Origin of the sequence: Echinicola arenosa, assembly GCF_014841125.1 — a bacterium.
Classification (GTDB): Bacteria; Bacteroidota; Bacteroidia; order Cytophagales; family Cyclobacteriaceae; genus Echinicola; species Echinicola arenosa.
This window is the reverse complement of sequence record NZ_JACYTQ010000002.1, coordinates 25,448-49,445: the sequence shown is the minus strand read 5'-3', so window position 1 is coordinate 49,445 and position 23,998 is coordinate 25,448. Positions and strand designations below refer to the sequence as shown.

The 23,998-nt window shown below is 43.6% G+C and carries 17 protein-coding genes; 3 read left to right on the top strand and 14 right to left on the bottom strand.

Annotation, left to right across the window (positions count from 1 at the left end; genetic code table 11):
• Positions 1-26: 26 nt before the first annotated feature.
• The 9 genes from IFO69_RS05130 to IFO69_RS05090 all read right to left on the bottom strand — a co-directional run bounded on the left by IFO69_RS05130 (position 27) and on the right by IFO69_RS05090 (position 8,684).
• Positions 27-956 carry a DUF4097 family beta strand repeat-containing protein gene (locus IFO69_RS05130; protein WP_192009018.1) on the bottom strand — a complete coding sequence of 310 codons (930 nt, stop codon included), beginning with the start codon at positions 954-956 and terminating at the stop codon, positions 27-29.
• Between the two features lie 51 nt (positions 957-1,007).
• Positions 1,008-1,802, bottom strand: a complete 795-nt coding sequence (locus tag IFO69_RS05125) for a porin family protein (protein ID WP_192009017.1) — start codon at positions 1,800-1,802, stop codon at positions 1,008-1,010.
• Between the two features lie 45 nt (positions 1,803-1,847).
• Entirely contained in the window at positions 1,848-2,867 is a 1,020-nt protein-coding gene (locus tag IFO69_RS05120) for a porin family protein (protein WP_192009016.1), read from the bottom strand.
• 23 nt (positions 2,868-2,890) lie between these two features.
• Entirely contained in the window at positions 2,891-3,679 is a 789-nt protein-coding gene (locus IFO69_RS05115) for a hypothetical protein (RefSeq protein WP_192009015.1), read from the bottom strand.
• Positions 3,672-4,241 carry an RNA polymerase sigma factor gene (locus IFO69_RS05110; RefSeq protein ID WP_192009014.1) on the bottom strand — a complete coding sequence of 190 codons (570 nt, stop codon included), beginning with the start codon at positions 4,239-4,241 and terminating at the stop codon, positions 3,672-3,674. Before IFO69_RS05110 ends, IFO69_RS05115 begins: the two co-directional genes overlap by 8 nt.
• A gap of 145 nt (positions 4,242-4,386) precedes the next feature.
• Positions 4,387-4,872 (bottom strand): carboxypeptidase regulatory-like domain-containing protein, encoded by a 486-nt coding sequence (locus tag IFO69_RS05105; RefSeq protein ID WP_192009013.1) that lies wholly within the window; start codon positions 4,870-4,872, stop codon positions 4,387-4,389.
• Positions 4,873-4,930: 58 nt separating this feature from the next.
• Positions 4,931-6,331, bottom strand: coding sequence for an MBL fold metallo-hydrolase RNA specificity domain-containing protein (locus IFO69_RS05100; protein ID WP_192009012.1), 1,401 nt, complete (start codon positions 6,329-6,331; stop codon positions 4,931-4,933).
• A gap of 105 nt (positions 6,332-6,436) precedes the next feature.
• Positions 6,437-8,350 (bottom strand): PspC domain-containing protein, encoded by a 1,914-nt coding sequence (locus IFO69_RS05095; protein ID WP_192009011.1) that lies wholly within the window; start codon positions 8,348-8,350, stop codon positions 6,437-6,439.
• Between the two features lie 4 nt (positions 8,351-8,354).
• Positions 8,355-8,684, bottom strand: coding sequence for a PadR family transcriptional regulator (locus IFO69_RS05090; RefSeq protein WP_192009010.1), 330 nt, complete (start codon positions 8,682-8,684; stop codon positions 8,355-8,357).
• A gap of 416 nt (positions 8,685-9,100) precedes the next feature.
• On the opposite strand from IFO69_RS05090, the gene IFO69_RS05085 reads away from it, so the two are divergent.
• The 3 genes from IFO69_RS05085 (at position 9,101) to IFO69_RS05075 (ending at position 16,208) form a co-directional block, all read left to right on the top strand.
• Positions 9,101-10,234 (top strand): putative type IX sorting system protein PorV2, encoded by a 1,134-nt coding sequence (locus tag IFO69_RS05085; RefSeq protein ID WP_449390407.1) that lies wholly within the window; start codon positions 9,101-9,103, stop codon positions 10,232-10,234.
• A gap of 7 nt (positions 10,235-10,241) precedes the next feature.
• Positions 10,242-15,269 (top strand): putative type IX secretion system sortase PorU2, encoded by a 5,028-nt coding sequence (gene porU2, locus IFO69_RS05080; RefSeq protein ID WP_192009009.1) that lies wholly within the window; start codon positions 10,242-10,244, stop codon positions 15,267-15,269.
• Positions 15,270-15,398: 129 nt separating this feature from the next.
• On the top strand, positions 15,399-16,208 hold the full coding sequence (locus IFO69_RS05075; protein ID WP_225444006.1) for a helix-turn-helix domain-containing protein: 810 nt from the start codon (positions 15,399-15,401) through the stop codon (positions 16,206-16,208).
• A gap of 329 nt (positions 16,209-16,537) precedes the next feature.
• Here the strand turns inward: IFO69_RS05075 and IFO69_RS05070 are convergent, their stop codons facing one another.
• The 5 genes from IFO69_RS05070 to IFO69_RS21680 form a co-directional block, all read right to left on the bottom strand.
• Entirely contained in the window at positions 16,538-18,136 is a 1,599-nt protein-coding gene (locus IFO69_RS05070; protein ID WP_192009007.1) for a RagB/SusD family nutrient uptake outer membrane protein, read from the bottom strand.
• 12 nt (positions 18,137-18,148) lie between these two features.
• A complete protein-coding gene (locus IFO69_RS05065) occupies positions 18,149-21,367 on the bottom strand; it encodes a TonB-dependent receptor (RefSeq protein ID WP_225444005.1) in 3,219 nt (1,072 codons plus the stop codon).
• A 101-nt stretch (positions 21,368-21,468) separates the two neighbouring features.
• Entirely contained in the window at positions 21,469-22,644 is a 1,176-nt protein-coding gene (locus IFO69_RS05060; protein ID WP_192009006.1) for a FecR family protein, read from the bottom strand.
• Between the two features lie 152 nt (positions 22,645-22,796).
• On the bottom strand, positions 22,797-23,372 hold the full coding sequence (locus tag IFO69_RS05055) for an RNA polymerase sigma-70 factor (RefSeq protein ID WP_192009005.1): 576 nt from the start codon (positions 23,370-23,372) through the stop codon (positions 22,797-22,799).
• 353 nt (positions 23,373-23,725) lie between these two features.
• Positions 23,726-23,854 carry a hypothetical protein gene (locus IFO69_RS21680; protein WP_262891606.1) on the bottom strand — a complete coding sequence of 43 codons (129 nt, stop codon included), beginning with the start codon at positions 23,852-23,854 and terminating at the stop codon, positions 23,726-23,728.
• Positions 23,855-23,998: the final 144 nt, after the last annotated feature.

Genomic DNA, 23,998 nt, shown 5'->3' with positions numbered 1-23,998 from the left:
TCTATAGATTTCCGGGGATTTTTTTGTCAATATTCTTCAATGGAGATCATGCCCGATCCAATCTTTCCGATAATGGTATGATCGGCATCATGGTCGATTACCAAGTGGTCACTAGAGGACATTTTACCTACCTTTACCATTCCGCTTCCTGCGCTCATGTCATAATTATATTGGTCAAGCATAGCTGCGGCTTTGATTTTGAAAGCACCTGAAGATCCCATAAATGAGGTGTTTGGACCAAAGCCTACTTTTTTTGCACTCATCATTCCTGAAGAAAGCTTTAGCTCTCCCAATGTGGAGATGTCTTCAAGATCCACACTCCCTGAGGTGATTTTAACATTCAGTTCCCCGGAAATATGTTGGGCTTTGATCTTCCCGCTACTAGAGCTTAAGTTGGTATTGCCTTTGATGTATTCCAATTCCATAATACCACTGGTCATTTTACAGTTTACTTCACCAGAAATATTTCTGGCTTCAACCTTACCAGAAGAACCTGCCAAATTAAGCTCCCCTTCAATATCCTCGACTAAGATCATTCCCGAGCTGGCCTTTAGGTCAATGCTAGGTGAAGATACTCCCTTGACATGTAATTTTCCTGAGGAATTGCTTGCGCTAAGTTCTATGTTTTTAGGACCGGAAATATGTACATATTTTTTACCCCTGTCATTGCTCTTCCAGCTGTTGGAAGGAGTTTGATAGGATATTTTCAATGTGTTGCCTACCGTAATAAATATCAGGTTTTTATCCGCATTTTCTGTACTTCCCATATCTGCTTCCACCTGTATGTCGGATTGGGAACTGTTACCTTCGTAGCTGATTTCTATGCTACCACCTTGAATTTCAAGTTTGCTGATGTTCTCGAAACTCTTCTGAATTTTCGATTGTCCGTAGGAGGAAGCTATTCCTAAAAAAAGGAAGAGGAAAGCTATCCTTAGTGTATTGGTCAATGTTTTCATACTGTTCTTGGTTATGAATGTTGGAAAGATTGTAATCCTGCTCTGATAATTTTATAAAATCAAACCGAAGCTAAGGGCGTTTACCTTCGGCCCTTTGTCTTGTTGGAAAAGCTCATTGAGGTCGTAATTTACGTAAAAGTCCACATTGCTTACAGTTACAGTCAGTCTTCCCCCGTACCTGATGTTGTTGACATACATGTTTGAATTCTCAATAATTTTATGGGATTTTCCATCTTCGTCATCGTAAACGAATTTACCCCTACCACCCACTCTATAACCCACATAAGGGCCTAAGCCAACGCCTAAGCGCTGATTGGCACTGTGGAAAGTAGGGATGAAACTTAAATTGAGAAAGGAGGCTGCAATTTTTGACTTTGTGCCTTCACCATCTTCATACTCTTCGAAAACTATCCCCTCACTGGTTTTCAGAGCAATAAGGTCTTTGTCCTCTAATTTGAAGTTATACCAACTTACGCCCAAGCTGGGGATCAAAGAGAAGTGATCGGAAAGCTTATATTGGTGTTGGTAATTGATGGCCACATTCCAGCTTCCCCATGCTTTAACAGTAGGGGCAGAGTTGTCATTGACCCAAGAGTTGATCCCTAGGTCAAAGTGCAGGGAAGACCTGTGCCGACGGTTTTTGTCATCACTGATCTCGATATCAGTATTGGTGCCTTTTGTCGTCAGACTCCAGCTTGCATCATGGTACTTTTCATATTTCCACTCACTTCCAAAAAGCATGAATTCTTTGGTCTTTTTAATATCATTATCTCTTACAGTCTCTTGGGCCATGGAAAGAGAGGATGCGCATAATATCAGCCCGATGGTATAAATCAGTTTTTTCATGTCAAAGTCATTTTTAAAATACAGGGATGGGCTCCCTGTTGATGATTAAAACACCAGTCCAAAAACAATTGGATTCAATGCAGGACCTTTTTCATCTTGGAAGAGCTCATTAAGGTCGTATGTTGAGAAGAAAGTTACCCTGCCAACGCCAATTTCTCCGCGAATGCCATATCTCACATTGTTAAGGTAGATGCCTGTGTTTAACTTGTCCTTATGTCTTCCAGAACCATCAAGTTCACGGTAAACATATTTGCTCCTTCCACCTACTCTGTAACCAAAATAGGGTCCTGCGGCGATTTTAAGTCCTTTTTCGCCATTGTCATTCATCCTGCCGAAATCCAATTTTAAGAGCGTCATGGCGGTGATATAAGAGGCAGATACTTTACTTTTGAAGCCATCCACATCCGTTCTTTGGATAAATTCTACGCTTTCATCACCCCTCACAGCCTGGTAGTCCCGGTTTTCAAATTTAAAATTGTACCACTGTACCCCTAGGCCGAAATCCCAGTAGAATCCTTTGGATAATCGTTGGCTGGCCATCCAATTAAGTCCTACATTCCAGCTTCCCCAGCCTTTCACTGCATAAGGGTCATCTGAGGTCGGGAAGCCACCACCTTCACGCAGGTAATTGTTGATGCCCAGATCTACATTGAAATAGGTTCTGAAAGGAGGCTCTACTTTTTTTCGCTTTTCAATACGCACCTGCGTGTTTGGACCAGACTCATCGACGATCACTTTGAGGCGGCCTACAGATACAGCAGTTTCTGCTCCCCCTTCTTCTACGCGGACGATTTCTTTTCCTTTACCATCTTTGTCTTTGATTTCCACTACGGTAAGCTCCCCGCTTTCTTCGTCCAACTCCAAGTCCAATTCCCGGATGATCTGATTGACATCCAGTGCTTTTAGTTTTTGGAAGTCTTCTTTGTTATCGACAAGGATCACGATCTTTCCGGAATGTCCATATTCTACGATGATGCTGTCTTTAGCAGCCACTGAGGTGCTGTCGTAACCAAAGGCGGTCTGTATCAGGGCCATAAAAATGACGGCCAACAAATATCTTTTCATCTTATTGAAATTAAAGTTAATGCTTAGTTTCTGTCTTTTTTGGTAATCAATGAAGCAAAGAGATTGTTTTTTGCATCCTGCAGGTCTGCATATCCTTGGTCTACTTTGCCCAATAATCCACCTAGGGTATTGATTTTGTCTCCGATCTCTTCGACAATATTTTCTTTCTTAGGTTTTTCAGTCAATCCATTGGACTTGATGCTGACTTTGTAAGCAACAGCTTCCTGAATTTCAGAAGGAGCAGTCGGGGAGTTTTCAGCAATCAGCTCTTCCATTTTTACTTCGGGCACCTCCAATTCAGGAACCAACTCCTTTACGTTATTACTTGGATCAGGCACTGCTACCGGCGTTACTTTCTCTGCGACCAAAGATGCCTGAGGTACATTCTCCTCTTTTTGGATTTTGCGAACCGGCTGTTTTTTGTTTTCTATTATTGTTGGCGGAATACTTTTCTTATCCACTTGATCAGTTTCATTTTCTGTTGTAGTATTTAAAATACTTTCGGAAGTGGTTATGGTCTCTTCTGTTTGATCCTTTGCATTTGTATCAGCAGGACTGGTTTGGATATCTTGCTGGGCAAGTTCGGGTCCCTTATTGGTTTTAATGGTTTCTGACTGATCCCAGAGTATATAGGTCAAGGCAAAAACGGCAAGGAAAACAGCCGCCGCCCTCATCCAAACCCACTTGGCTGTGTTTTTAGCAGGTCCAAATTGGGATTCCAGCTTTTCCCAAGCCAAAGCGCTTGGCTTTTCTTGATGTTCTCTTAGCTTTTGGCTAAAAAGTTCGTCGATTGGGTGTTTTTGCTTATCCATTGATGCTCCTTTCTTTTGATTGTATTTGGGTGATCTTTTCTTTCAACAAGGCCCTTGCCCTGCTCAATTGGGATTTGGAAGTGTTTTCCGAAATTCCCAATAAGTCACTGACCTCAGCATGGGAGTAACCTTCTATGGCATAGAGGTTGAAAACTGTCTTGTATCCAACAGGTAACTCTTGGATCATTTCCATCAACTCATTGGCTTCCATGTCCACAAACTCATAATGTGGCATACCCGCTTCCAGGTGATGCTCCAGGTTGACCTCCATGGAAAGTTTTTGGTTTTTTCTCAAGGTCAGTAGTGATTGGGTTACGATGATTCTTTTCATCCACCCTTCGAAACTTCCCTTACTTTCGTACTGAGTCAATTTTTCAAAGATCTTCATAAAGCCTTCTATCATGACATCTTCCGCCAGATCACGGTCTTTAATGTATCGGCGGCAGATGGCCAAAAACTTTCCAGCATACTGATCATACAGGTGCTTCTGGGCATTTCTATTTCCCTGGAGGCAACCTTTTATGATGTCAGCTTCTGTTGTAAAAGTCTTTCTGATAAACATATTGTTTGGCTTTCAATAAGGTAGATACAAGTTACACAAAAAGGGTTGCACGCCTTATCGAAAAAAAAGAAGAAAAATTGTGTTATAAATAAAAAAAGCACTCCTGGGTCGGGAGTGCTTGAAGTCTAGTGGATGGTAAATTAGTCTAATAAACGGCTTTATAATTGATGAGTATTTCGGTGCTCGTCCATTCTCCATCATGCACTTCGATAGGTTGGATATAACTATCGAGATCATAGATATTGGCAAAGTAACCGTCTTCTTCTACGGTAAAGATTGAGTAACTGCCGGGAGCAAGTCCTATGATAAAACTTCCGTCTTCTTCTGTCTCTATTTCTGCAATCATAGGGGTTTCAATAGCTTTAAACAGCACATCTCCCATAGTGGCTTGATTGATATGGGTACGCTCATACACCCTGATGGTTCTTTTTACTTTTTCTCTTTCCGGCTTTTCAGGGACAGTAGAATTATCTTCAGTGATGGTGGGCATCAAATTGCCTTCCACCCAGTACACTTGGCCGACAATGCCTTGGGTGTCTACTCGCTGCGCTTTGCAGCCATAGATCAAGAGTGCTATTCCTAGCAATAAAAATGAAAAGGTAAAAGACTTCAAAATGGAATGGGTTTTCATGGTAGTTCTTATTAAGTTAAAGTAAAAGTTGCTTTCGATCCATCACATTTTGTGCCAATCAAATACCCTGAAAAATTTCTACTGATTCAAGGTAATTGGGAACCATGGTATTCCAGTCGAAAAGTTCCTCTAGCTTATGTGCAAACACGGTTGCTGCTTCTATTTCTCCATGAATGACAAAGGTCATTTTGGGCTTGTCCGCAATGCAGTCTGCCCATTTGATCAATTCGTTTTGATCGGCATGGGCACTAAGTCCGTTGATATAATAAATATCAGCTTTGACTTCTATGTCGAGGCCATACATTCTTGAATATTTTTCCCCATCCAATATTTTTCTTCCTCGGGTACCTTCTGCTTGGTAGCCTACGAATATGATACTGTCCTGTTCATTGGGAAGGCGATTATAAAGGTGATGTAAAATCCTGCCACCAGTCGCCATGCCACTGGCGGAGATAATAATGGCATCACCTCGGAGGTTGTTTAGGGACATGGAAGACTCTTGACTTTGATAATAATGCAGGTTTTTATGGGCAAAAGGGTTGGCATGTTCTTCCTGCAATGATGGTCCTAAGCGGTGATACTTCAGGTAGTTTTTATACAGTTTGGTGACATCGATGGCCATTGGGCTGTCCACATAAATGGGGATCTGTGGAATTTTACTTTTTTGCTGCAACCTGAAGAGGTAGTATAGGATCAGTTGGGTACGGCCGACAGCAAAAGAAGGGATGACAGCCACTCCACCTTTTTGATAAGTGTCATTGATGGCTTTGGCAAGTAATTCCTCGGGGGCACTGGTTTCATGGAGCCTATTGCCATATGTAGATTCTATAAACAAGATATCTGCTTTAGGTAAGCCAATAGGAGGGTTCAAGATGGGGTCATTATACCTTCCAAGATCTCCAGAGAAAACAATGGTTTTTGTTTGGTGCTCCCCCCGGACACGCAACTTCAAAATAGAAGCTCCTAAGATATGACCAGCATTATAAGCAGTGAGTGTGATACGGTCGGTTAGACTGACTTCCTCATCAAATTGGATAGGATGAAGCAGGTCAAACACAGCCTCTGCATCTTCTTTGGTATACAGTGGTTCAGGTTTTTCATGACTGGAATACCCTTTCCTTTGGGCATAATCCGCTTCTTCTTCTTGGAGCTTTCCTGCATCAGTCAATAGTATTTTGACCAGATCGAGGCTAGGTTCTGTCAGAATAATCTGGCCCCTAAAGCCTTCTTTGACCAGTTTGGGTAGGTAGCCAGAGTGATCAATATGGGCATGGGTAAGCAAGACCATTTCAATTTCGGCTGGATCGATTGGAAAACTGTCCCAGTTGCGCTTTCGGAGTTCTTTGATTCCCTGAAATAAGCCGCAATCCACAAGTATCTTAGTGGTGTCGATTTCAAGAAGATACCGGGACCCGGTGACAGATTGTGCACCTCCCAAAAATTTAACCCTGATGTCCATAATGGTTTATTGTTTGTAAAAAGATAGTCAAAAAGTAGCTAAAAAAGAAAAAGCAAGGATGAGCCACCCTTGCTTTTCTAAAATCAAATTAACGCATATTTAAGTCTATTCTTTCATGAACACTTGGTCTTTAAACTGGACCCTGGAGAGGCTGTCGGCCTCACTCGTTTTATGCTCGCTAGTACAGGTCAAGCATAGCAAGCCATCTTCATTGAACACCCAATAGTTATTGGAAGTAACATCTTTCAACTTGTAGCCATTGGAGTAAATGGTGTTTCTTATGATAGAAAGTAAAGACTTATCCATCACGAAGGGCTTGTTATAGGGGATGTATAAGGTCTGCCTTAAGTTTTGCCCCCTGAATTTGGCCATGGATGAGAATTCCAAAGACCTATTGAAGGAAATGACAGAATCCACCACCATGTATTCGTATTGGATGGATTTGGCATTGTTGACTGCATCATCCAGGCTTCTACCTTGGGATTGGAATTTCTGTTCCAACATCAGCGTGCTGTCTTCCGTACCTTTGAGCTCCACATGTACCAAGCCCAGTTCATTGAATTCACTTTCTCTTTTGGTGGCTTCTATCACTACAATACTGTCAGGTATATCAATAACTGATTCTTTGGTATAAGTGCCTTCATTCTTGAATTGGGCAATGGTCTTAGGAATCTGGAACGCGCAAACCATGATGCTGAGCAACCAAATCCCAAAAGTTACCAAGCCAAACCTCGAGTCAATCAGGCTTCTTCTGATCAGCACACTGATGCCCAATAGGGTGATCACAATTCCCGGAATCAGCACTGTTACACTCGCTGCAAGGGCCAGCCATACAGGAAGTAGCTCGGATAACATTTCCACAGGGATATTGTCGATCATGTACTTGAAGCTATCATTGGTAAAGAATTCGAAATAGGCCCCTAGGAAAGCAAGCGGTGTCAAGGTGATGACCAATCCGATAAAGAAAATGATCAGTCCAAATGCCACCCTTATAACATCAATGATGAACTTTCCGAGTGGGCCTAAGGCCTTTCCCAGCTCATTAATGATATTTCCAAGAAATCTGAAGGGGGCCAGCCAAGCCTTTTGATGCTGCTTGGGTTGAGGCATTTCAGGAATCTGGCGGTTTTCAATAATGGTACTTTCGATATTGCTCAAGGTGATTTCCCCACCTTTCATTTTGATCCGCTCAGTAATGGACTTGGCCAGTGGTGTGATGATCCAGAGGATCAGGTAAATCACAAAGCCTGCCCCACCCGCAAAGATCAATCCGACGAAAGCAAGTCTGGCCCAAAGCACTTCTATATTGAAATAGGCAGCCAAGCCACTGGATACGCCACCGATTACCCTGTCATCAGGGTTTCGGTATAGTTTTTTGATTTGCTTGTCTTCAGGTTCATCATAGGATACCGGAAGAATCACCCACAACACAATGTAAGCAAGCACGGCCCACCAACCTAGGGACAAGGAAATGTTCCAGTCCCAAGGGAAGAAATCAAAGTTCCTGAGTGAAAATTCCCCACTGAAAAGAAGGAGAATCGCTACCAATCGGGTCCACAAAGGGTCGATGGCCAAATAATGGGCCAGCCCGGCACAGACACCGCCCAGGATTTTGCTTCTCTCTAGGCGGGTAAGCTTTTTATAGCCTTTGCCAGCTTCTTGGTTTGGAGGGGTAATGTATTTATAGAATTCGCTGTCCCCATTTTCGTTTTCCTCTTCATGGTGCAGTTTAGCGTCAGGCTCCTTCTCTTCTTCTACTGCCTTGAAATCGGCAATGGTACCCATCTTTTCGATAAGTTTATCCACGTTTTCCGCAGAAATAACCTGCTTATTGTTTTTTAGGTTGCTAAGGAATATCTCTGCAATCCTATTTTCAATGTCTTTGATGATCTCCTGGTTGTCCTCATAGTGCGAGAAGTGCTTGTTGATAGCCTCCAGGTATTTCTTCAAGTTATCGTAGCCATCCTCCTCGATATGAAAAAGGATACCGCTGATATTTATGCTGATAGTTTTTTTCATGATCTTATTTTTTGGAAGTGATTAATGTGGTGGATTTGACCAAGTCGTCCCATGTCCCGTTCAGCTTGTTTAGGAATTCACTTCCTTCTTGGGTGATGGAGTAGTACTTTCTTGGCGGACCGGATTCGGATTCGACCCATTTATAGGATACTAAAGCAGCAGTTTTTAGCCGGTTTAGCAAAGGGTACAAGGTGCCTTCCACCACAATCAGCTTAGCTTCTGTGAGCTCTTCGATCATATCGGAGGCATATACTTCCCCTCTCGCTATGATGTGCAAAATGCAGAATTCTAAAATTCCTTTTCGCATTTGTACCTGTGTGTTTGATGCTTTCATCTAATTTAATTTTAGTGAAGATGAATCTAGAGTGATTAAGGTTTCATCATTGCTTTACTCATGCCCGTGCATGATCTGTTTAACTTCACCCATCCTATACCGAAAAATAATACCAAAGTTAAAGAAGCTACCTTGTTATACCTATTTCCTTGTAAGGGAAGGATACTTCTTATATAGGGTTTGTGTTGTAAGTTATTGTTAAATAGTGGTTTGTGTCGTTTTTGGGTGCGCTTGAACCATGTGAAAAAATGTAAAATATTTTTTTAAAAACAAGTGAACCCTAGTCAAAATGGATTAAAGGTGTATATCGAATGAACATGGTTTGTACGGTTATGAACAGTGTCGAAAAAGTAATGTAAGGTATAATTTAATTGTTCGGTATTCGTTTATTATAATTTATTTTTTACTTTGCACAGGTGGAAAAGAACAGAAAAAAAGGTCTTTATCGGTATTTTTTGGGACTCATATTTCTTTTGGTGTTTGGGAAGGGTATGGCGCAGGGAATTGCTCCCAAGTACTCTAACGAATTTATGAATATAGGGGTAGGAGCCAGGGCTTTAGGCATGGGAGGTGCGCAGGTTTCCAGTACAAATGATGTGACAGCGGCCTATTGGAATCCCGCAGCTTTGTTGGGGATCAAACACCAATATGAATTTTCTTTGATGCATGCGGAGTACTTTGCAGGAATAGCCAAGTATGATTATGCAGGGTTTTCCACCAACATAGAACAAGACAATCAAATAGCGATTTCCTTGATCCGCTTCGGAGTGGACGATATTCCGGACACCCGTTTTTTATATGACGCCAATGGTGCGGTCAATTATGACAATATCCAGTTTTTCAATGCAGCGGATTATGCCTTGCTTTTATCATATGCCCGGGATGTCAGTGACGTTTTCAAAGCAGGGATCAATACCAAGATCATTCACAGAAACGTAGGGAAGTTTGCCAAGGCCTGGGGCTTCGGCTTTGACCTGGGAGGAATACTGCTGTTGGATGAGTGGAGGATAGGGGTGATGCTCAGAGATATCACCACCACCTTTAATGCTTGGTCCCATAATGCAGAAATGGTCAGGGAAATCTATGCAGCAACCAATAATGAAGTGCCCTTAAATACTGTGGAGTTGACCCTGCCAAGAGCTGTCTTTAGCATTTCCCGATCGGTGAATATTCAGGAATTGCTGACTGCCGAAGCAGTGCTGGATTTGGACATGACCTTTGATGGAGAGCGAAATACCTTGATCAGTACCCGTGTCATGAGTATCGACCCTAAGTTGGGTTTGGAGTTTGGGTATAAGAATGTGGCCTATCTTAGGGGAGGGGTCAGCAACTTCCAATACATCAAAGATTTTGACGGACAAAAATCTTTGGCCTTAAAGCCCAGTTTTGGATTGGGGGTATTTCTCAATGAAAAAGCTTATATAGACTATGCGTTGACAGATATAGGTGGTGTTTCTGAAACTCCCTATTCGCATGTTTTTAGCCTAAAGGTCAGCCTTGAACCTTTAGCAGAAGGTTTTAGATTACACAAAGGTTGGGGACAAAACTAAGGATTGCATGAAGAAACTTATACTACTTTTCTTATTGGTGTTTGCCTTTTTTCACCTCAGCAAGGGACAAAGCGAATGGATCAACCATGCCCTTACCTATTATAAGATTCCAACATCCACAGATGGCATTTATCATATAAGTTATACGACTCTCTCAGCTTCTGGAATGAACCTTAATGGCGTTGATCCGAGAACCATTCGGATATATCATAGAGGGCAGGAAGTGGCTATTTATATTGCTGGGGAGCAGGATGGAAGATTCGATCAGGCAGATTATATCCAGTTTATAGGGGAGCGTAACGATGGCAGTTCGGACATTAAGCTGTATCCTGATCCGGACAACATGGCCAACCCAAAGTACAATAACCACAGCGATGCCACCGCTTTCTTTTTGACGGTGACACCGGGTACTTATGGTAAAAGAATGGGAAGGAGAAATGTTGACCCTTCAGCTCCTGAAGCCAATGAATACACCAAGGAGGTCAGTCAGGTTTTTGCTGACCAATATGCTTTGGGCCAAACGTACTCTCTTGGGGTAAGGTTGGGGAAGTATGATGTGGGACAAGGATGGACAGGAAGGGCCATCACTAGAGGGAACTTTGAAGAAGTGGTGTTTAGAGAGTTGGGGACAATGGCGGCAGACTTTGAAGCTTCCTTGGAAATGGGACTTGTAGGCCGTTCTGATGCACCCCATAGGGTGGAAGTTTACGTGGGGCCGAATAGTGACCAATTAAGGCTTTTACAGACAGAAAATTTTCTAGAATTTGAATACAGGGCCATTCAGGCTTCCTTGCAAGCAAGTGATGTGGGTACTGATGGACGTTTTGTGGTTCAGGTCAAGCCTGTCAGTACAGAGGGAAGCAGCGATAATGTGTCCATCAGCTTTGCTACTTTAACCTACAAGACCCTCAAACAAGAGGGAGAGTTTACCTCCAACAAGTTTAGGGTAAAAGCTAGTGAACAGAACATTACTTTTGGAAACATGGAGGCGGAATATTTGGCATATGAGGTGTCTGATATTTATAATCCCATAAGGCTAATTGCCCAGAAGGAGCTAGGAGACCTGACCATTTCAGCCGGAACAGCGGCAAGGGAAAGTGAAATTTTGGTTCAGCAGAGAAGTGCGATCATCGAGCCAAATGTTTTGGAGCGGGTCAAGTTTAGACACCTGATGAACCAAGCCGCCAATTATATCATCTTAACCCATAAAAGCCTAAGACAAGCTACTTCTGTAAATACCGATCCCGTGGCGGCCTATGCCGGTTACCGACACAGCCCGGCAGGGGGAGGCTACGACACCCTGATCGTAACAGCCAATGAACTGTACAACCAGTTCAATTATGGGGAAAAATCACCTCTAGCAGTGAAGGAGTTTTTAAGGCAGTATTCCAGCAAGTTTGCACCCGAGTACCTTTTAATGATGGGCAGGGCTTTTGGAATGTACAATTCCACTAACTCGGGAGGAGTAACCTATTTTTACAGAGATCGCCCAGACTTATTCAGCATACAAGACTTGGTACCCACTTATGGCTATCCTTATAATGACAACCTTTTTGCGGTTGGCTTTGATGAGAATGAGCCTATGCGTAAGGATATTGCCATTGGTAGGGTTCCTGTTCGGACACCCGAGCAGGTAAATGATTACCTCAATAAAGTAAAAGAGAAAGAGGCCCTTGGTGCTTCAGCACCTTGGCAAAAAGATATGGCCCATTTGAGTGGGGGGCTTTCCGCTTTTGAGTTGGAGCGGTATTATAATTTCGTCAAAGGCTTTGAGAATATTGCTGAGAACATTTATTATGGAGCCGATGTAACCACATTTAGAAAGCGGTCCAATGAGCCAGTGGAGCTGATCAATATTTCGGACAAAGTCAATGAAGGGGTCAGCATGATCACTTTCTTTGGGCATGCGGCCACATCGACGACGGATATCGATATTGGCTTTGTAAGCCAAGACGAGCTAGGCTATGACAATAAGGGTAAATATCCCTTTTTGCTCCTGAATGGCTGTGATGCTGGAAATGCTTTTGGGACGGCCTATACCTTTGGGGAGGATTGGATCCTGACACCGGACAGGGGAGCCTCGAATTTCCTGGCCCATGCCAGTATTGGGGTAGATGTGTATTTGAGAAGATATTCTGAATCTTTTTATACCAAATCCTTTGCAGATTCCTCTCTGATCTACCGCCCTATCGGTAAGGTGAAAATAGAAGCAGAAAAATATTTTTACAATAGGTACGGAACTTCAGAGATCAACCAGTCTCACGTTAACCAAATGGTCATGTTGGGAGACCCGGCAGTAAGGATCTTTCCAGCCAAAGAGGCTGATTATGCATTGAGTACTGAGGAGGTTGTTTTTACAGATTTGAATGGAGAGAATATCAACTCACTGACTGACACCATTGATATGGCTTTTGTGGTGAGAAACTTGGGGCGTGTCAATCTGGATACCATTGATTTTAAGGTCAGCAGAACTTTGCCTGATGGCACCGTCATTTCGTTTAAAACTGAAGACTTGGCTCCTGTTTTTTACCGGGATACCATTCATTTTTCGGTGCCCAATGTTGGAATAGTAGCTGCTGGGGATAATGTATTTACCATTGCTGTTAATACCACCAGGGAAGTGCCAGAGTTGACCTATGCCAATAATACCATTGTGGTGAACAAGTTTATCGAATCCAGCGGTACCCAAAACCTCAGCCCGCTCAATTATGCCATTGAGCGAAGATTGGAAGTGGAGATGATCGCTCAGATTCCTGGCAAATCCACGGAAGACAGGACCATTGTTTTTCAATTGGATACTTCCCCTGATTTCAGCAGCGCTTGGCGAAAGGAATCCCGTGTGACAACCCGTAATATTGCCAAGTGGAAGCAAAGTATCGCCGATAAAGTCAACGCCAGTGATTCAGTGACCTTTTATTGGAGGACCAGATTCCTTCAGCAAAAGGAAGGTGAAAGCAAGGATTGGACTAGGAGTAGTTTTACCTATATTCCCAATGGCCCGGAAGGGTGGGTCCAAAGACAGTTTACCCAGCTGGGAGAAAACCATATCCAAAACATGGAAATTGACCAACCTGCTAGGCAATGGAAATACAAAGGTACCCAACTCAATTTGGATGTATACACTTTTGGTTCGCAAGCGGAGGGACTTAGCTATGGGCAGGTGCAGATTCAGCTGGATGGTTCTTCCTATAATCAGGACCTTTTCCAGCGAAGATGTACCAATGGCTCTTTTGGCCTGATGGCTTTTGACCAAAGGAGTTTAGCTCCCTATTTAGTGGTCCCTTTGACAAATTTCGATGTGTTGGATGGGAAAAGCTGTGGAAAAACCCCGCAGATCATTCAGAATATCAGGAACAGTTGGATTACCGGTGAGGGGCAAACCATGCTATTGGACTATATAGATGGATTGAAGGAAGGGGATTATGTGGTGATTTTCTCGGTGGGAGCGGTGACTTTTGAAGACTGGCCAGACGAAGCTTTCCTAAAAATGAAGGAAATAGGAGCCAATGAGGCAACCTTACGGAATATGAAGAATGGAGAGCCTTATATTCTTCTGGGCAGAAAAGGTATGCGGCCTGGGGAAGCCAAGGAAATAGTGGCTGATAAAAACTCCGAAATTCCGACCACTAAACAAGTCATCACTTTTAACACCACAATGGAAGGTTTCTATGATGCAGGAACGGTTTCCACCGATAGGGTGGGGCCAGCATCAGCTTGGGCAGCCTTCTTCAACCAAACGAAAACCATTGAGGAAGCGGAAAATGAAATATTTGCTTTTGATGTAATTGGGGTTACCAAAGAGGGGGCAGAAACGGTTCTTTTTGAAAATGTGGTAGACGGGGAAATCAGATTGGATGAGATCAATGCCATTACTTACCCTTATTTACGACTTAGGTACAGGCTCGAAAACTCAGCATCAAGGCTCCCCGAACAGCTACAGCAGTGGCAAGTGAACTATACCGGTGTGCCGGAAGGGGTGCTGGTCTTAAAGTCCAAGGAGGAAACCTTCAATCTACAGGAAGGGGAAGAAGCCACCGTTCAATTTGAATTTGTCAATATTTCCAATTACAATTTTACGGATTCTTTGACAGTGGAGTGGAGCTTGCAGAACAAGACCAATAACACCCTTGAAAATTACAGTATTAAAATTCCACCGATCAAAGCAGGAGAAAGCCATGTTTTTGAAATTGATTTCAACTCAATGGGCAAGGCCGGAAAAAATTCCTTAAACATCATTGCCAACCCAAGGGAGTTTTTGGAGCAGTCTTATAAAAACAATGTTCTGGACTTGGCCAATTATTTTACCGTTATGGCGGATGACCAGAATCCGGTTTTGGATGTCAATTTTGATGGGACATACATTATGGATGGGGACATTGTTTCCCCCAATGTGTTGGTCACTGCTTTGTTGAAGGATGAAAATGAAGCTTTGTTGAAAAAAGATACCACTGGCGTGGAAGTTTATCTCAAGAAAGACTGCGAAGGCTGTGCTTTCCAAAGGGTTTCATTCAGCAATCCTGCATTAAAGTGGTTTGAAGCCGCGGAAAACTCCGACTTTAAACTAGAATATTTGCCCGGTCCATTGGAAGATGGCATTTATACCTTGCGCATCAATGCCAGCGATGCGTCAGGGAATCAGGCGGGTGAAAAGCCTTACGAGGTAAGCTTTGAGGTGATCAATGAGTCTACGATTACCCATTTTTATCCATATCCCAACCCGTTCAGTACAAGCGTAAGGTTTGTGTTTACCGTTACAGGCATGGAGCCACCAGATCAGGTAAAAGTGCAGATCATGACCGTCACTGGAAAAGTGGTGCGCGAAATTTTGCAGGATGAGCTCGGCCCCATCAAAATTGGGCACAACATTTCGGAATATGCTTGGGATGGCAAAGATGAATTTGGGGATCAACTGGCTAATGGAGTTTATATCTACCGCGTTTTGATCCGTAAGGATGGACAGTTTGTGGAGCACCGTGCCACTGCTGGTGACAAAGCCTTCAAAAAAGGCTACGGGAAAATGTATCTACTGAGATAGTTTAAAAACCCTTCAAAAACAGCTTTAATGGCATATGTCGGGTTAATGTCGGGTGAAATCCGCTCGTTTTTCGGCCAATGGTATAATTAAAAATCTCAATTTGCAATGGTCAACCAACAACTAACAACAATGAAGCAACCTGAACTAGGCAAGGTCATACAGCAAAGACGCTTGTCAAAGGGAATGACCCAGGAAGAACTTGTAGAGCGGTGTAACATCAACGTCCGTACCATTCAGCGTATAGAGGCAGGAGAAGTGACACCACGAGCATATACAGTGAGGACGATCATGGAAGTACTGGAAATCCCGATGTCGATCGAAACAGAAGAAAAGAAGGATAAAAGTATCCCGCCCCTGTTCTCTTATCTAGATAAAAGGCAGCTTTGGTGGGCTGGCCTGACAGGTATAGTTTATTTTATATTGTCCTCTTTTGAGATATTATGGAATATGGCCTTGATGTCAGGAGAAGAAGTTCAACAACCTGAATATTTCGTAATGCTGAAGGTGGCGGTGCTAGTTACATATGCTGGGTTTGCCTATGGTTTTTGGCTGTTAGGGAAACGTACGGGGAACCAAGTATTGCAGTTAGGAGCAGTGTTCTTGATCTTGGTCAATGCGGTATTGATTGGAGTGGATATTTATTATGGGAAAGGGATGGCCTCAGAAGACATTTGGATAGGTGTGTTTGAGGTGGTGGCTTTTGGTATTTCTATGATTCCATTTTCATTGGGCCTGATTATGTCCAAAAAACAACTGGGACAGCCATACTTAGTGGTAGGAGCTTTGGGACTGGTCAATGCCTTTATATTTATTTCTGTGATTTTGGTCTTGATTGGCGTATTGACAGGCGCAGCATTTGATATCGCCTGCATTTACCTGCTCTTTCAGCAAAGTCAAAAACAGAAAGAAGAAAGTTTTGTCGAGGCAGCTGTGCAGTAAGAAAGTTTCGCTTGGTCTTGGTGTAGATTGCATCTACACCTTTTTTATCCTTTGCGCCACAGTGAGTCTTCGTACTTTAAGCTTCCCAATTCGTCCTTCTTCTTTCATACTTTCCCCTTTCCACTTCCAGCACCATCCATCAGTGTTTATCCCATTCATCTGTGGACAATCCAGACTCACTCCAAATCTCCACAATGTGCGAATGTCGCCAGAAATGCGGCGCCATGACAGGTATCCATTGGCATGACCACAAAAAATGATCGGCCTAAAAATGAATGATCAAATTCAGGCCGACCCAACTTGTGCGAAAAGCGAAAAAAATAGTTTATCTAGTATCCTGGATTTTGATTTAATCCAGGGTTGACCTTAAGGCTGCTTTCATGAAAAGGCCAGATATACTGGTGTTGCTTGAAGGTCCTATCTTCAATCTTGAGAGTCACAAGGTTTCCGTTTTCCATTTTGGTATGTCCTAAAGCTGGTTGGTTGAGCACTTCCTCTGCTATTCTCCAACGTATGATGTCATCATAGCGTAGTCCTTCGCCAGCAAACTCTACCCTTCTCTCATTTCTGACCAGTGCGATCCATTCGTCTTGGGTATAGGAGGCATATTCAGGCAGGGTGACATTGGCTTCGGTCATGTCTAGTCCTGCGCGTTCCCGTACCTGGTTGATACAGTCTTTGGCCAGATCATCGATTTCATTCATCATGATTTTGGCCTCTGCATAGGTGAGGAGTACTTCCGCATAACGAAGCAGCCCAAATTCCATGTTACCACTTCGAAAAGCATCGTTGTCCGATACAAACTTCCTGAACCAATATCCCGAACCACTGGCTCTCTGGTTCTCATAAAACATGGGACTGTTCGGGTTATAGATATCGATGGTTTCTCCATAAAACTCATCTCCATGTCCCATAATGGAAGCTTCATACCTTGGATCACGGTTTAGGTTGGGGTCCAGCTCATATTCTGTTTGACTATAGTAAGGACAATCGTCAATAGGCCTACCTTGCAAGGTCCAATAACTGTCCACTAGAGACTTCAATGGGACCACATAGGATTGCCCATCCCCGGTACGGAAGTGGGGCCCCAGGTCTCTAAAAGAGTAAGTGGTGCTTCCACTATGGCTTTCTTGGTCCATATGCATGATGAACTCATTGTTGTTGGAAGCAGCTTCATATTGGAAAAGATCCCTGTATACAGGATGAAGACTGTAATTTTCACTATCCATGATTTCCTTGGCCAGTCTGGCGGCCAGCTCATACCGTTCATTGTATAAGGCGTACCGCATGATAAGCGCTTTCAACGAGAATTTATTAAACATGTATTTGTTCGAAGTGTACTCATCTTCAGGAAGGCTATTGGCGATTTCTTCTCCCAGTGGAAAGATCGTATCCAGAATTTCCTCCTTGGGAGTGGCAGGCTGCCTGGCTTCGTCCAAATCAGCAGGTTGCAGTACAAAAGGAACGTCCCCCCATCGGAAGGTAAGTCTGAAATAATGCCACACACGCAGTCCTTGTAAGATATTGTGGTAGCGGGTACGAACCGCTTCATCTTCCACGTAGGGCTCGTTGATATTGTCAATAAAGTTATTGAGACGGCCCAGGTGTTTCATATGCATGGAATAGTAATACTCTGGTACAGTGGCATTGCTATTCAGGTTACCATTGGCGATGACCTGATGATGGTCACTCGCTATGCGGGAATAGGCATTGTCCGACCTTCCATCCTTTAGATAGAATAATAATCTTCTGTCACTCTGATGGGTAAACATATCCAAGTAACTACTGTAGGTTACCCTTCTCAGGTCTTCCTCGTCATTATAGAACTCCGTAAAGGAGGTCGCTGTAGGGTCGGTTTTGTCCAAGAAGCTTTCACAGCTAAAGGAAAGCAGGGACAATAGGCATATAGTGAAGATATATTTTTTCATAAGGCTAATGCTTTAGAGTACGGTTAGTTTAAGGCCTAAGCTGTAGCTGGCCATTCGGGGGTAGTTGCCATTTCCTCCATTCCTTTCTGGCTCCAAGCCTTCCCATTTGGTGAAGGTAAAAGCATCTTGGGCATTCATATAGACGCGGAGGTTTCTGACACCTTTTAGAGGTCGGGCGATAGTGTAGCCCAACTGTAGGGTCTTGATACGGAAGTAAGAAGCATCACTCAGCCAGACATCACTGAGGACCGCATTGGAGCTTGGTCCCGTCCATACCCTTGGAAAGCGACTGTTGGGAGTTTCCGGCGTCCATCGGTTGTCCATATATTCTTGGCGTGGAGCTCCCAGATCATTGCCGCTGCCATCCATCAGCACAGGATAACCTTCCTGTCCATTGAGTCTTCCCATCCTCTTGCCTACACCTTGTCCCAAGAAGCTGAAATCCCAGTTCTTGTAGCGGAGGTCCAAAGTAACTGAGTAGTTCATATGGGGGAAGGGATCTCCGAGGTTGATCCTGTCTTTGTCATTGATGATCCCATCGCCATTTTGGTCCACATAGCGGATATCTCCTGAAAGGGTATTCGGCAGCTTTGCCTGAGTGGCATCTACTTCTTCTTGGTTCTGAAAATATCCATCACTCTCATAACCATAATAATTGTCCAATGCGATTCCTCTGTACCAGATTTTATCACTGTTTCCTTTAAAGATCAACGTATCGGAATCCGAATAGCCGGCTTTCAAGATTTTGTTATTGTTATCAAATAGAATTCCCCCTACAGAATAACTGAAATCCCCTATTTGGTCACTCCAGTTGGCGGTCAATTCCCAACCCTTGTTTTCTACTTCCCCGATATTTACAGAGGACTCCAGGTAATAGGATCCTGTCAATGGTGGTACAGGAAAATTGGAATAGATCAGGTCTGTAGAATGTTTTTTATAAATATCAGCCGTCAGGGAAAGCCTATTGTCCAGGATGGTCAGGTCAACCCCGATATTTCCCTGTTTTTGTTTTTCCCAAGAGAAACTAGGGTTGGGAACCCGCATGGTCCATCCCCAAGTGTTGACCACTTCTTGCCATAAGTAGGGATCTACATTTTCATTCCCGATCAGCCCATAAGAAACCCTGAATTTCAGGTTATTGATGGCACCGCTGTTTTTGAGGCCGTTCATAAAAGATTCATTATGGACATTCCAGGCCAATGCACCTGATGGGAAGAAGCCCCACCGATGTCCAGGTGCAAATTTGCTGCTCCCATCTTTTCTGGCAGTTACCTCCAAGAGGTAGCGGTTGTCGAAGGAATAGTTTAGCTTGGAGTAAAAGGAAGCTTTGGAGATTTCGCGGTAGTCCGTATAGTTATAATTCATGATTTCTGACCCTGCCACCAAGTAGAGTTTGTCCTGTTCTTCCCGTAAGTCTTTCTCATAGTTGATATTGGCCCTGGCGGTGATCTGGCTGACACTGACTCCTTGGGAAGCCCCTACACTGTTGGCCCAGGTGGTGACAGGCCTTCCATCTCCATCAAAAAACTTGAAAGTTTCCCGCTTGTACTTTTCAGCAGACTTATTGATCATATAGGAGATGTTCCCATTGATATGAAGGTTGTCGTTGATATGATATTTAGGTCTCAGGTTGATCGTGCTGCGGTCATGGAGATAATTTCTGGATCCACCATGGTAGATTCTGGCCACAGGGTTCAGGTCATTGTGCAGGATATAATGCTCCGGTAGGTCAGAATCATAGAATATGCCCTGGGTAGGGTTCATCCTCCAAGCAATCTGGTAAAGACCATGACCATCAGAGTTGGCATGGAGTCTATCCACCTGAAGCCTCCTGGCATAAAAGTCTGCCAACAATACAAACTTATCGGCTATGTTGATATTGGTATTGAATCGGGCGCTGAAGCGGTCCGTTCCTTCCAAGTTGTTAAGGCCATTTTCTTTCAGGTAACCTAGCATCAGGTTAAAAGTACCGACACCGCCTCCTCCGGAGATATTGGAGGAGAAATTATAAGAATGGGCTCTCCTTTCGATCACCTCATCCAGCCAGTCTGTATCCGTGGAGAGACCTTGGGCAGCTTGTGCGATTTCATCCTCCGTGTACAGCAATGATTGGCCTTGGATGTTTCTGGCTTCATTGTTTAGCCTCATATAATCGGCTGCTCCCACAAAGTTGGGCAGGTCTATTGGGTCATTGATGGCTGCCCAAGAGTGTATATCGACTTTAAATTGGCCGGTCGTGCCTCGGTTGGTCTCAATGATGATTACCCCATTGGCACCACGAGATCCATACATGGAGGCCGAAGCTGCATCTTTGAGGACACTGATAGATTTGATTTCATTGGGGTCAATGTCCGTCAGGGATTGCTCCATACCATCTACGATGACCAATGGATCTGCATTTTGCAAAGTACTGATTCCTCTGATGGAGATAGTACCCGGTACACTTCCTGGCAAGTTATTGCCCTGCATCAAGGTTACCCCGGCTAGGGTACCGCTGAAGGCCTCCTCCAATTTATAAATGGGACGGGATTTGGCCCTGTCCATATCCATTTCAGAAATAGAGGACGCGATGTGCTGCTTTTCTACCGTATTATAGCCTAAGACAACCACCTCATCCAGGGCAGTAGCTTCCTGTAGCAAGGTAATGTCAATGTTGTCACGACCTTGGACGGACACTTCCTGCGCTTTGTATCCCAGCATGCTGAAGATCAGGATGGCGTCCTCTTTGGCTTTGATTTTATATTGGCCATCATAATCCGCCACGGTCCCGATGTTGGTTCCTTTTACTAATATGGTTGCGCCGGGAAGCGGTAAGCCTTCTTCATCGTAAATTTTTCCTCCAATAGTAATGTCGTTTAGTTTGTTGTTTTTATTGGGTTTGACCACGATATAGTTCTCCATGATCCCAAAGGTAAAGGGCTGGTCCTTGAAGATTTCCTCAAGCGTTTTGTCCAAGGGACCATCCTTTACATCGATGCTCACCGGTACGGATTGCCGCACTAGCTCATCATTGTAGATAAACCGGAAGCCGGTTTGGCCTTCGATCATCTCCAGTACTTTTTCCAACTTGACCGCATTGGCCTTCAAGGAAATGTTCTGTGAGTGCACACTGGCCGAGACCTGGATACAGAGTGCAAAACATAAAATAAAAGTACATTTCATAACTAAGAGTAGATTTGGAGGAGTAAAAGATAGCCACTGGCCACCTTGTCCAAAGGAGGTTAATTTCATAACTTTACCAATTAGAAGTTGATTAATAGAATTTTAATGTGATGTTAGAATGCCATTGATCGGCTAAACCGACAGTTCTCGCACAACTGTCGGTTGTTTTTTTAAGGTTTGTTTACATAGATGAGTTTATTTTTAATTTCGAATTTTACATTTCCTGATATTTCCAGCATTTGAAGTACCTGACTGAGCTTGGTGTCCATGGTGATCGTCCCACTAAAATGCATGTCCGGCACCTGGGTGCTGCTTGCGACATGAATGTCGTACCAGCGCTCTAACTGCCTTAATATTTCATCCAATGGGGTGCTTTTAAACATGAACACCCCGTCCTTCCATGCAGTCGCTTCTTGGGGGTTGATCTTTCTTTTGGTAAGCTGTTCATCTGAGATCAGCAATTCTCCCGGAGAGACTAGCTTCCGCTGCTTTTGATAAGTGACGGCTATCGATCCTTCCACGAGACTGGTCTGCGTGTACGGTTCATTGGGATAGGCTTTTACATTGAAATGAGTACCCAGCACTTTGATCTCCGTGCCTTTGGCCATGACCACAAATGGCCAGTCCTCCTGCTTTGCCACTTCAAAATAAGCTTCTCCGTTGAGCTCCACCACCCTCTCTTTGTCCAGAAAATTAGGAGGGAAGTGGAGGGAGCTGGCGGAATTAAGCCATACCTTGGTGCCATCGGACAGGACTACCTTATACTTTCCACCCCGGGGAACTTGAATGGTGTGGAAAGCTTTTAACTTATCTGCTTTGGTAGGCTGGGGTTCGAAAATTACTTGCGCCCCATCCTTCGTAATACCCACTCCGTTGGATTGGGTTAGTGATCCTTCGGACGCTTTATCCAGAGATACCTCGCTGCCATCTGGGAAAATCAAATTGGCTTTAGATTCTCCGGGAAGCGCATCATTGGCCAATTGCTGTTCCTCGAAAATAGAAGGGATATCTGGCCTGAACAGGAAAAAACAACTCACCAAAATACCGATCAACAGGCATGCTGCCACATATTGGGGCCACTGCCTTTTTTGGAGAGCGGTTGAGGTAGGGGAGGATATTTTTTGGCGCAAGGATCTAAAAGCCCGCTCACTATCGATAGAGGCCATCATGTCCATGGCCTCGTCAAAACCTTCCTGTCCGTTCATCCTATCATAAAAATCTTGGTTATCGGGATGCTCGGACAGCCAACCCTCTAGCTTGGCACGTTCCTGATCACTCAAAGGCTGCCGAAAGCTTTTAAGAATCAACTGTGTATATTCTTGAATATAAGGGTCGTTTAATGGCATAGAGATGGTTCTTTATTTCCATTACACTTAACTCCTGCATTGGGGTGAAAGCAAGTAAAAAAAAATAGAAAATAATGAAGGCCTAAATAGAAGACCCTATAGGGTGGCTAAAATAACTAGGAAAAGTAAACAGCCAATTGAGGGTGAAACTGCTACAATTGCTCAACCATCATCAAAAGGCAACCCAAAGCTTCAGGGTTCAACTTATGGCGGAGCAGCTTTAAGCCTCTTTGCTTTTGGGTCTTGACGGTATTGACAGATACTCCCAGTTCCTGGGCAATTTCCTGGTTGGTTTTTCCATGGAGGTAGCCCATTCGGGATATTTCCTGACACTTTTCAGGAAGGGAGCTGATGGCAGCATAGAGTTCCGCGATGACCTCGGATTGAATGATTTTGTGAATGATCGTTTGATCATCCCATTCCGATTCGGTCAGTTGTTCCTTGACGCGGTCATGTACTTTCTGATCACGTATAAGATTGAAACACTTGTTTTTGACGGCCTTGTACAGGTAATGTTGGATGGCAAGCCTGTCCTGCCTAAGTAGCAGGTCATTTTGGGACAGCTTAATAAAGACCTCCTGCACCACATCTTCTGACAAGTCTTGGTCCTTCAGGTATTGAAAGGCAAAATAGACCAACTTCCTATGGTAGGCGTAAAAAATTGTTTCCAGGTCCGATAAATTAGCCATTTCTTGGTTTTGGGCCGCTTTATTGATGTGGTTTGCCATGGACAGTTGGTTTTTGTGAGCGGCAGCTTCTCCAATAAGAAGCACCGGTGATCAGTGGGTTAAGGTTTGCACAAAACTTAAATTTAACCCATTGGCTGATATCTAAAACATAGAATAAGATTAATTATTTGTTAATTTGAGTTGATAATTTAATAATTTTGTTTTTAAAATGAGAAATATAAACTGTTTTTTACCAATAAAGGGATTTTTTAAATAAAATATTTGGCAATGATACCTTTGCCCTAATTTTATTGTCACCACTCACTAGACAACCGCCAAGTGATCGATCCCACAGCTAATTCAAGACTATTGCATACGATAACCTGGAATGAATAAGTTCAGGAGTTTATGTGTCAGCAGAAGGTCTCCCCATTCACACCGTCATCCTCCTCCAAACTTCCCACTTCGTCCTTTGTACCCTTCATTCTTGTAGTTTCAGTTCTTCCAGACTGTGAAAGGGACAGGCTATAACGATTTCTCATGCATAAAGTGGGTTGAAGGCTATGTCCTAGTGGTAGATAGGTTTCTCTGTTGTCCCGTCAGTTGAACTGCGGGACGATGAAAATTGAGTCTCTGACTCAGCTATTTCTATTCATTGATTGTCCAGCCAGCTTGCAGATAATTCT

Coding starts and splice junctions, on each gene's coding strand:
- IFO69_RS05100 (WP_192009012.1), bottom strand. CDS start 6,331: ATGGACATCAGGGTTAAATTTTTGGGAGGTGCACAATCTGTCACCGGG.
- IFO69_RS05115 (WP_192009015.1), bottom strand. CDS start 3,679: ATGGATAAGCAAAAACACCCAATCGACGAACTTTTTAGCCAAAAGCTA.
- porU2 (WP_192009009.1), top strand. CDS start 10,242: ATGAAGAAACTTATACTACTTTTCTTATTGGTGTTTGCCTTTTTTCAC.
- IFO69_RS05110 (WP_192009014.1), bottom strand. CDS start 4,241: ATGTTTATCAGAAAGACTTTTACAACAGAAGCTGACATCATAAAAGGT.
- IFO69_RS05060 (WP_192009006.1), bottom strand. CDS start 22,644: ATGCCATTAAACGACCCTTATATTCAAGAATATACACAGTTGATTCTT.
- IFO69_RS05120 (WP_192009016.1), bottom strand. CDS start 2,867: ATGAAAAGATATTTGTTGGCCGTCATTTTTATGGCCCTGATACAGACC.
- IFO69_RS05090 (WP_192009010.1), bottom strand. CDS start 8,684: ATGAAAGCATCAAACACACAGGTACAAATGCGAAAAGGAATTTTAGAA.
- IFO69_RS05105 (WP_192009013.1), bottom strand. CDS start 4,872: ATGAAAACCCATTCCATTTTGAAGTCTTTTACCTTTTCATTTTTATTG.
- IFO69_RS05055 (WP_192009005.1), bottom strand. CDS start 23,372: ATGGCAAACCACATCAATAAAGCGGCCCAAAACCAAGAAATGGCTAAT.
- IFO69_RS05130 (WP_192009018.1), bottom strand. CDS start 956: ATGAAAACATTGACCAATACACTAAGGATAGCTTTCCTCTTCCTTTTT.
- IFO69_RS21680 (WP_262891606.1), bottom strand. CDS start 23,854: ATGAGAAATCGTTATAGCCTGTCCCTTTCACAGTCTGGAAGAACTGAA.
- IFO69_RS05070 (WP_192009007.1), bottom strand. CDS start 18,136: ATGAAAAAATATATCTTCACTATATGCCTATTGTCCCTGCTTTCCTTT.
- IFO69_RS05095 (WP_192009011.1), bottom strand. CDS start 8,350: ATGAAAAAAACTATCAGCATAAATATCAGCGGTATCCTTTTTCATATC.
- IFO69_RS05075 (WP_225444006.1), top strand. CDS start 15,399: ATGAAGCAACCTGAACTAGGCAAGGTCATACAGCAAAGACGCTTGTCA.
- IFO69_RS05065 (WP_225444005.1), bottom strand. CDS start 21,367: ATGAAATTAACCTCCTTTGGACAAGGTGGCCAGTGGCTATCTTTTACT.
- IFO69_RS05125 (WP_192009017.1), bottom strand. CDS start 1,802: ATGAAAAAACTGATTTATACCATCGGGCTGATATTATGCGCATCCTCT.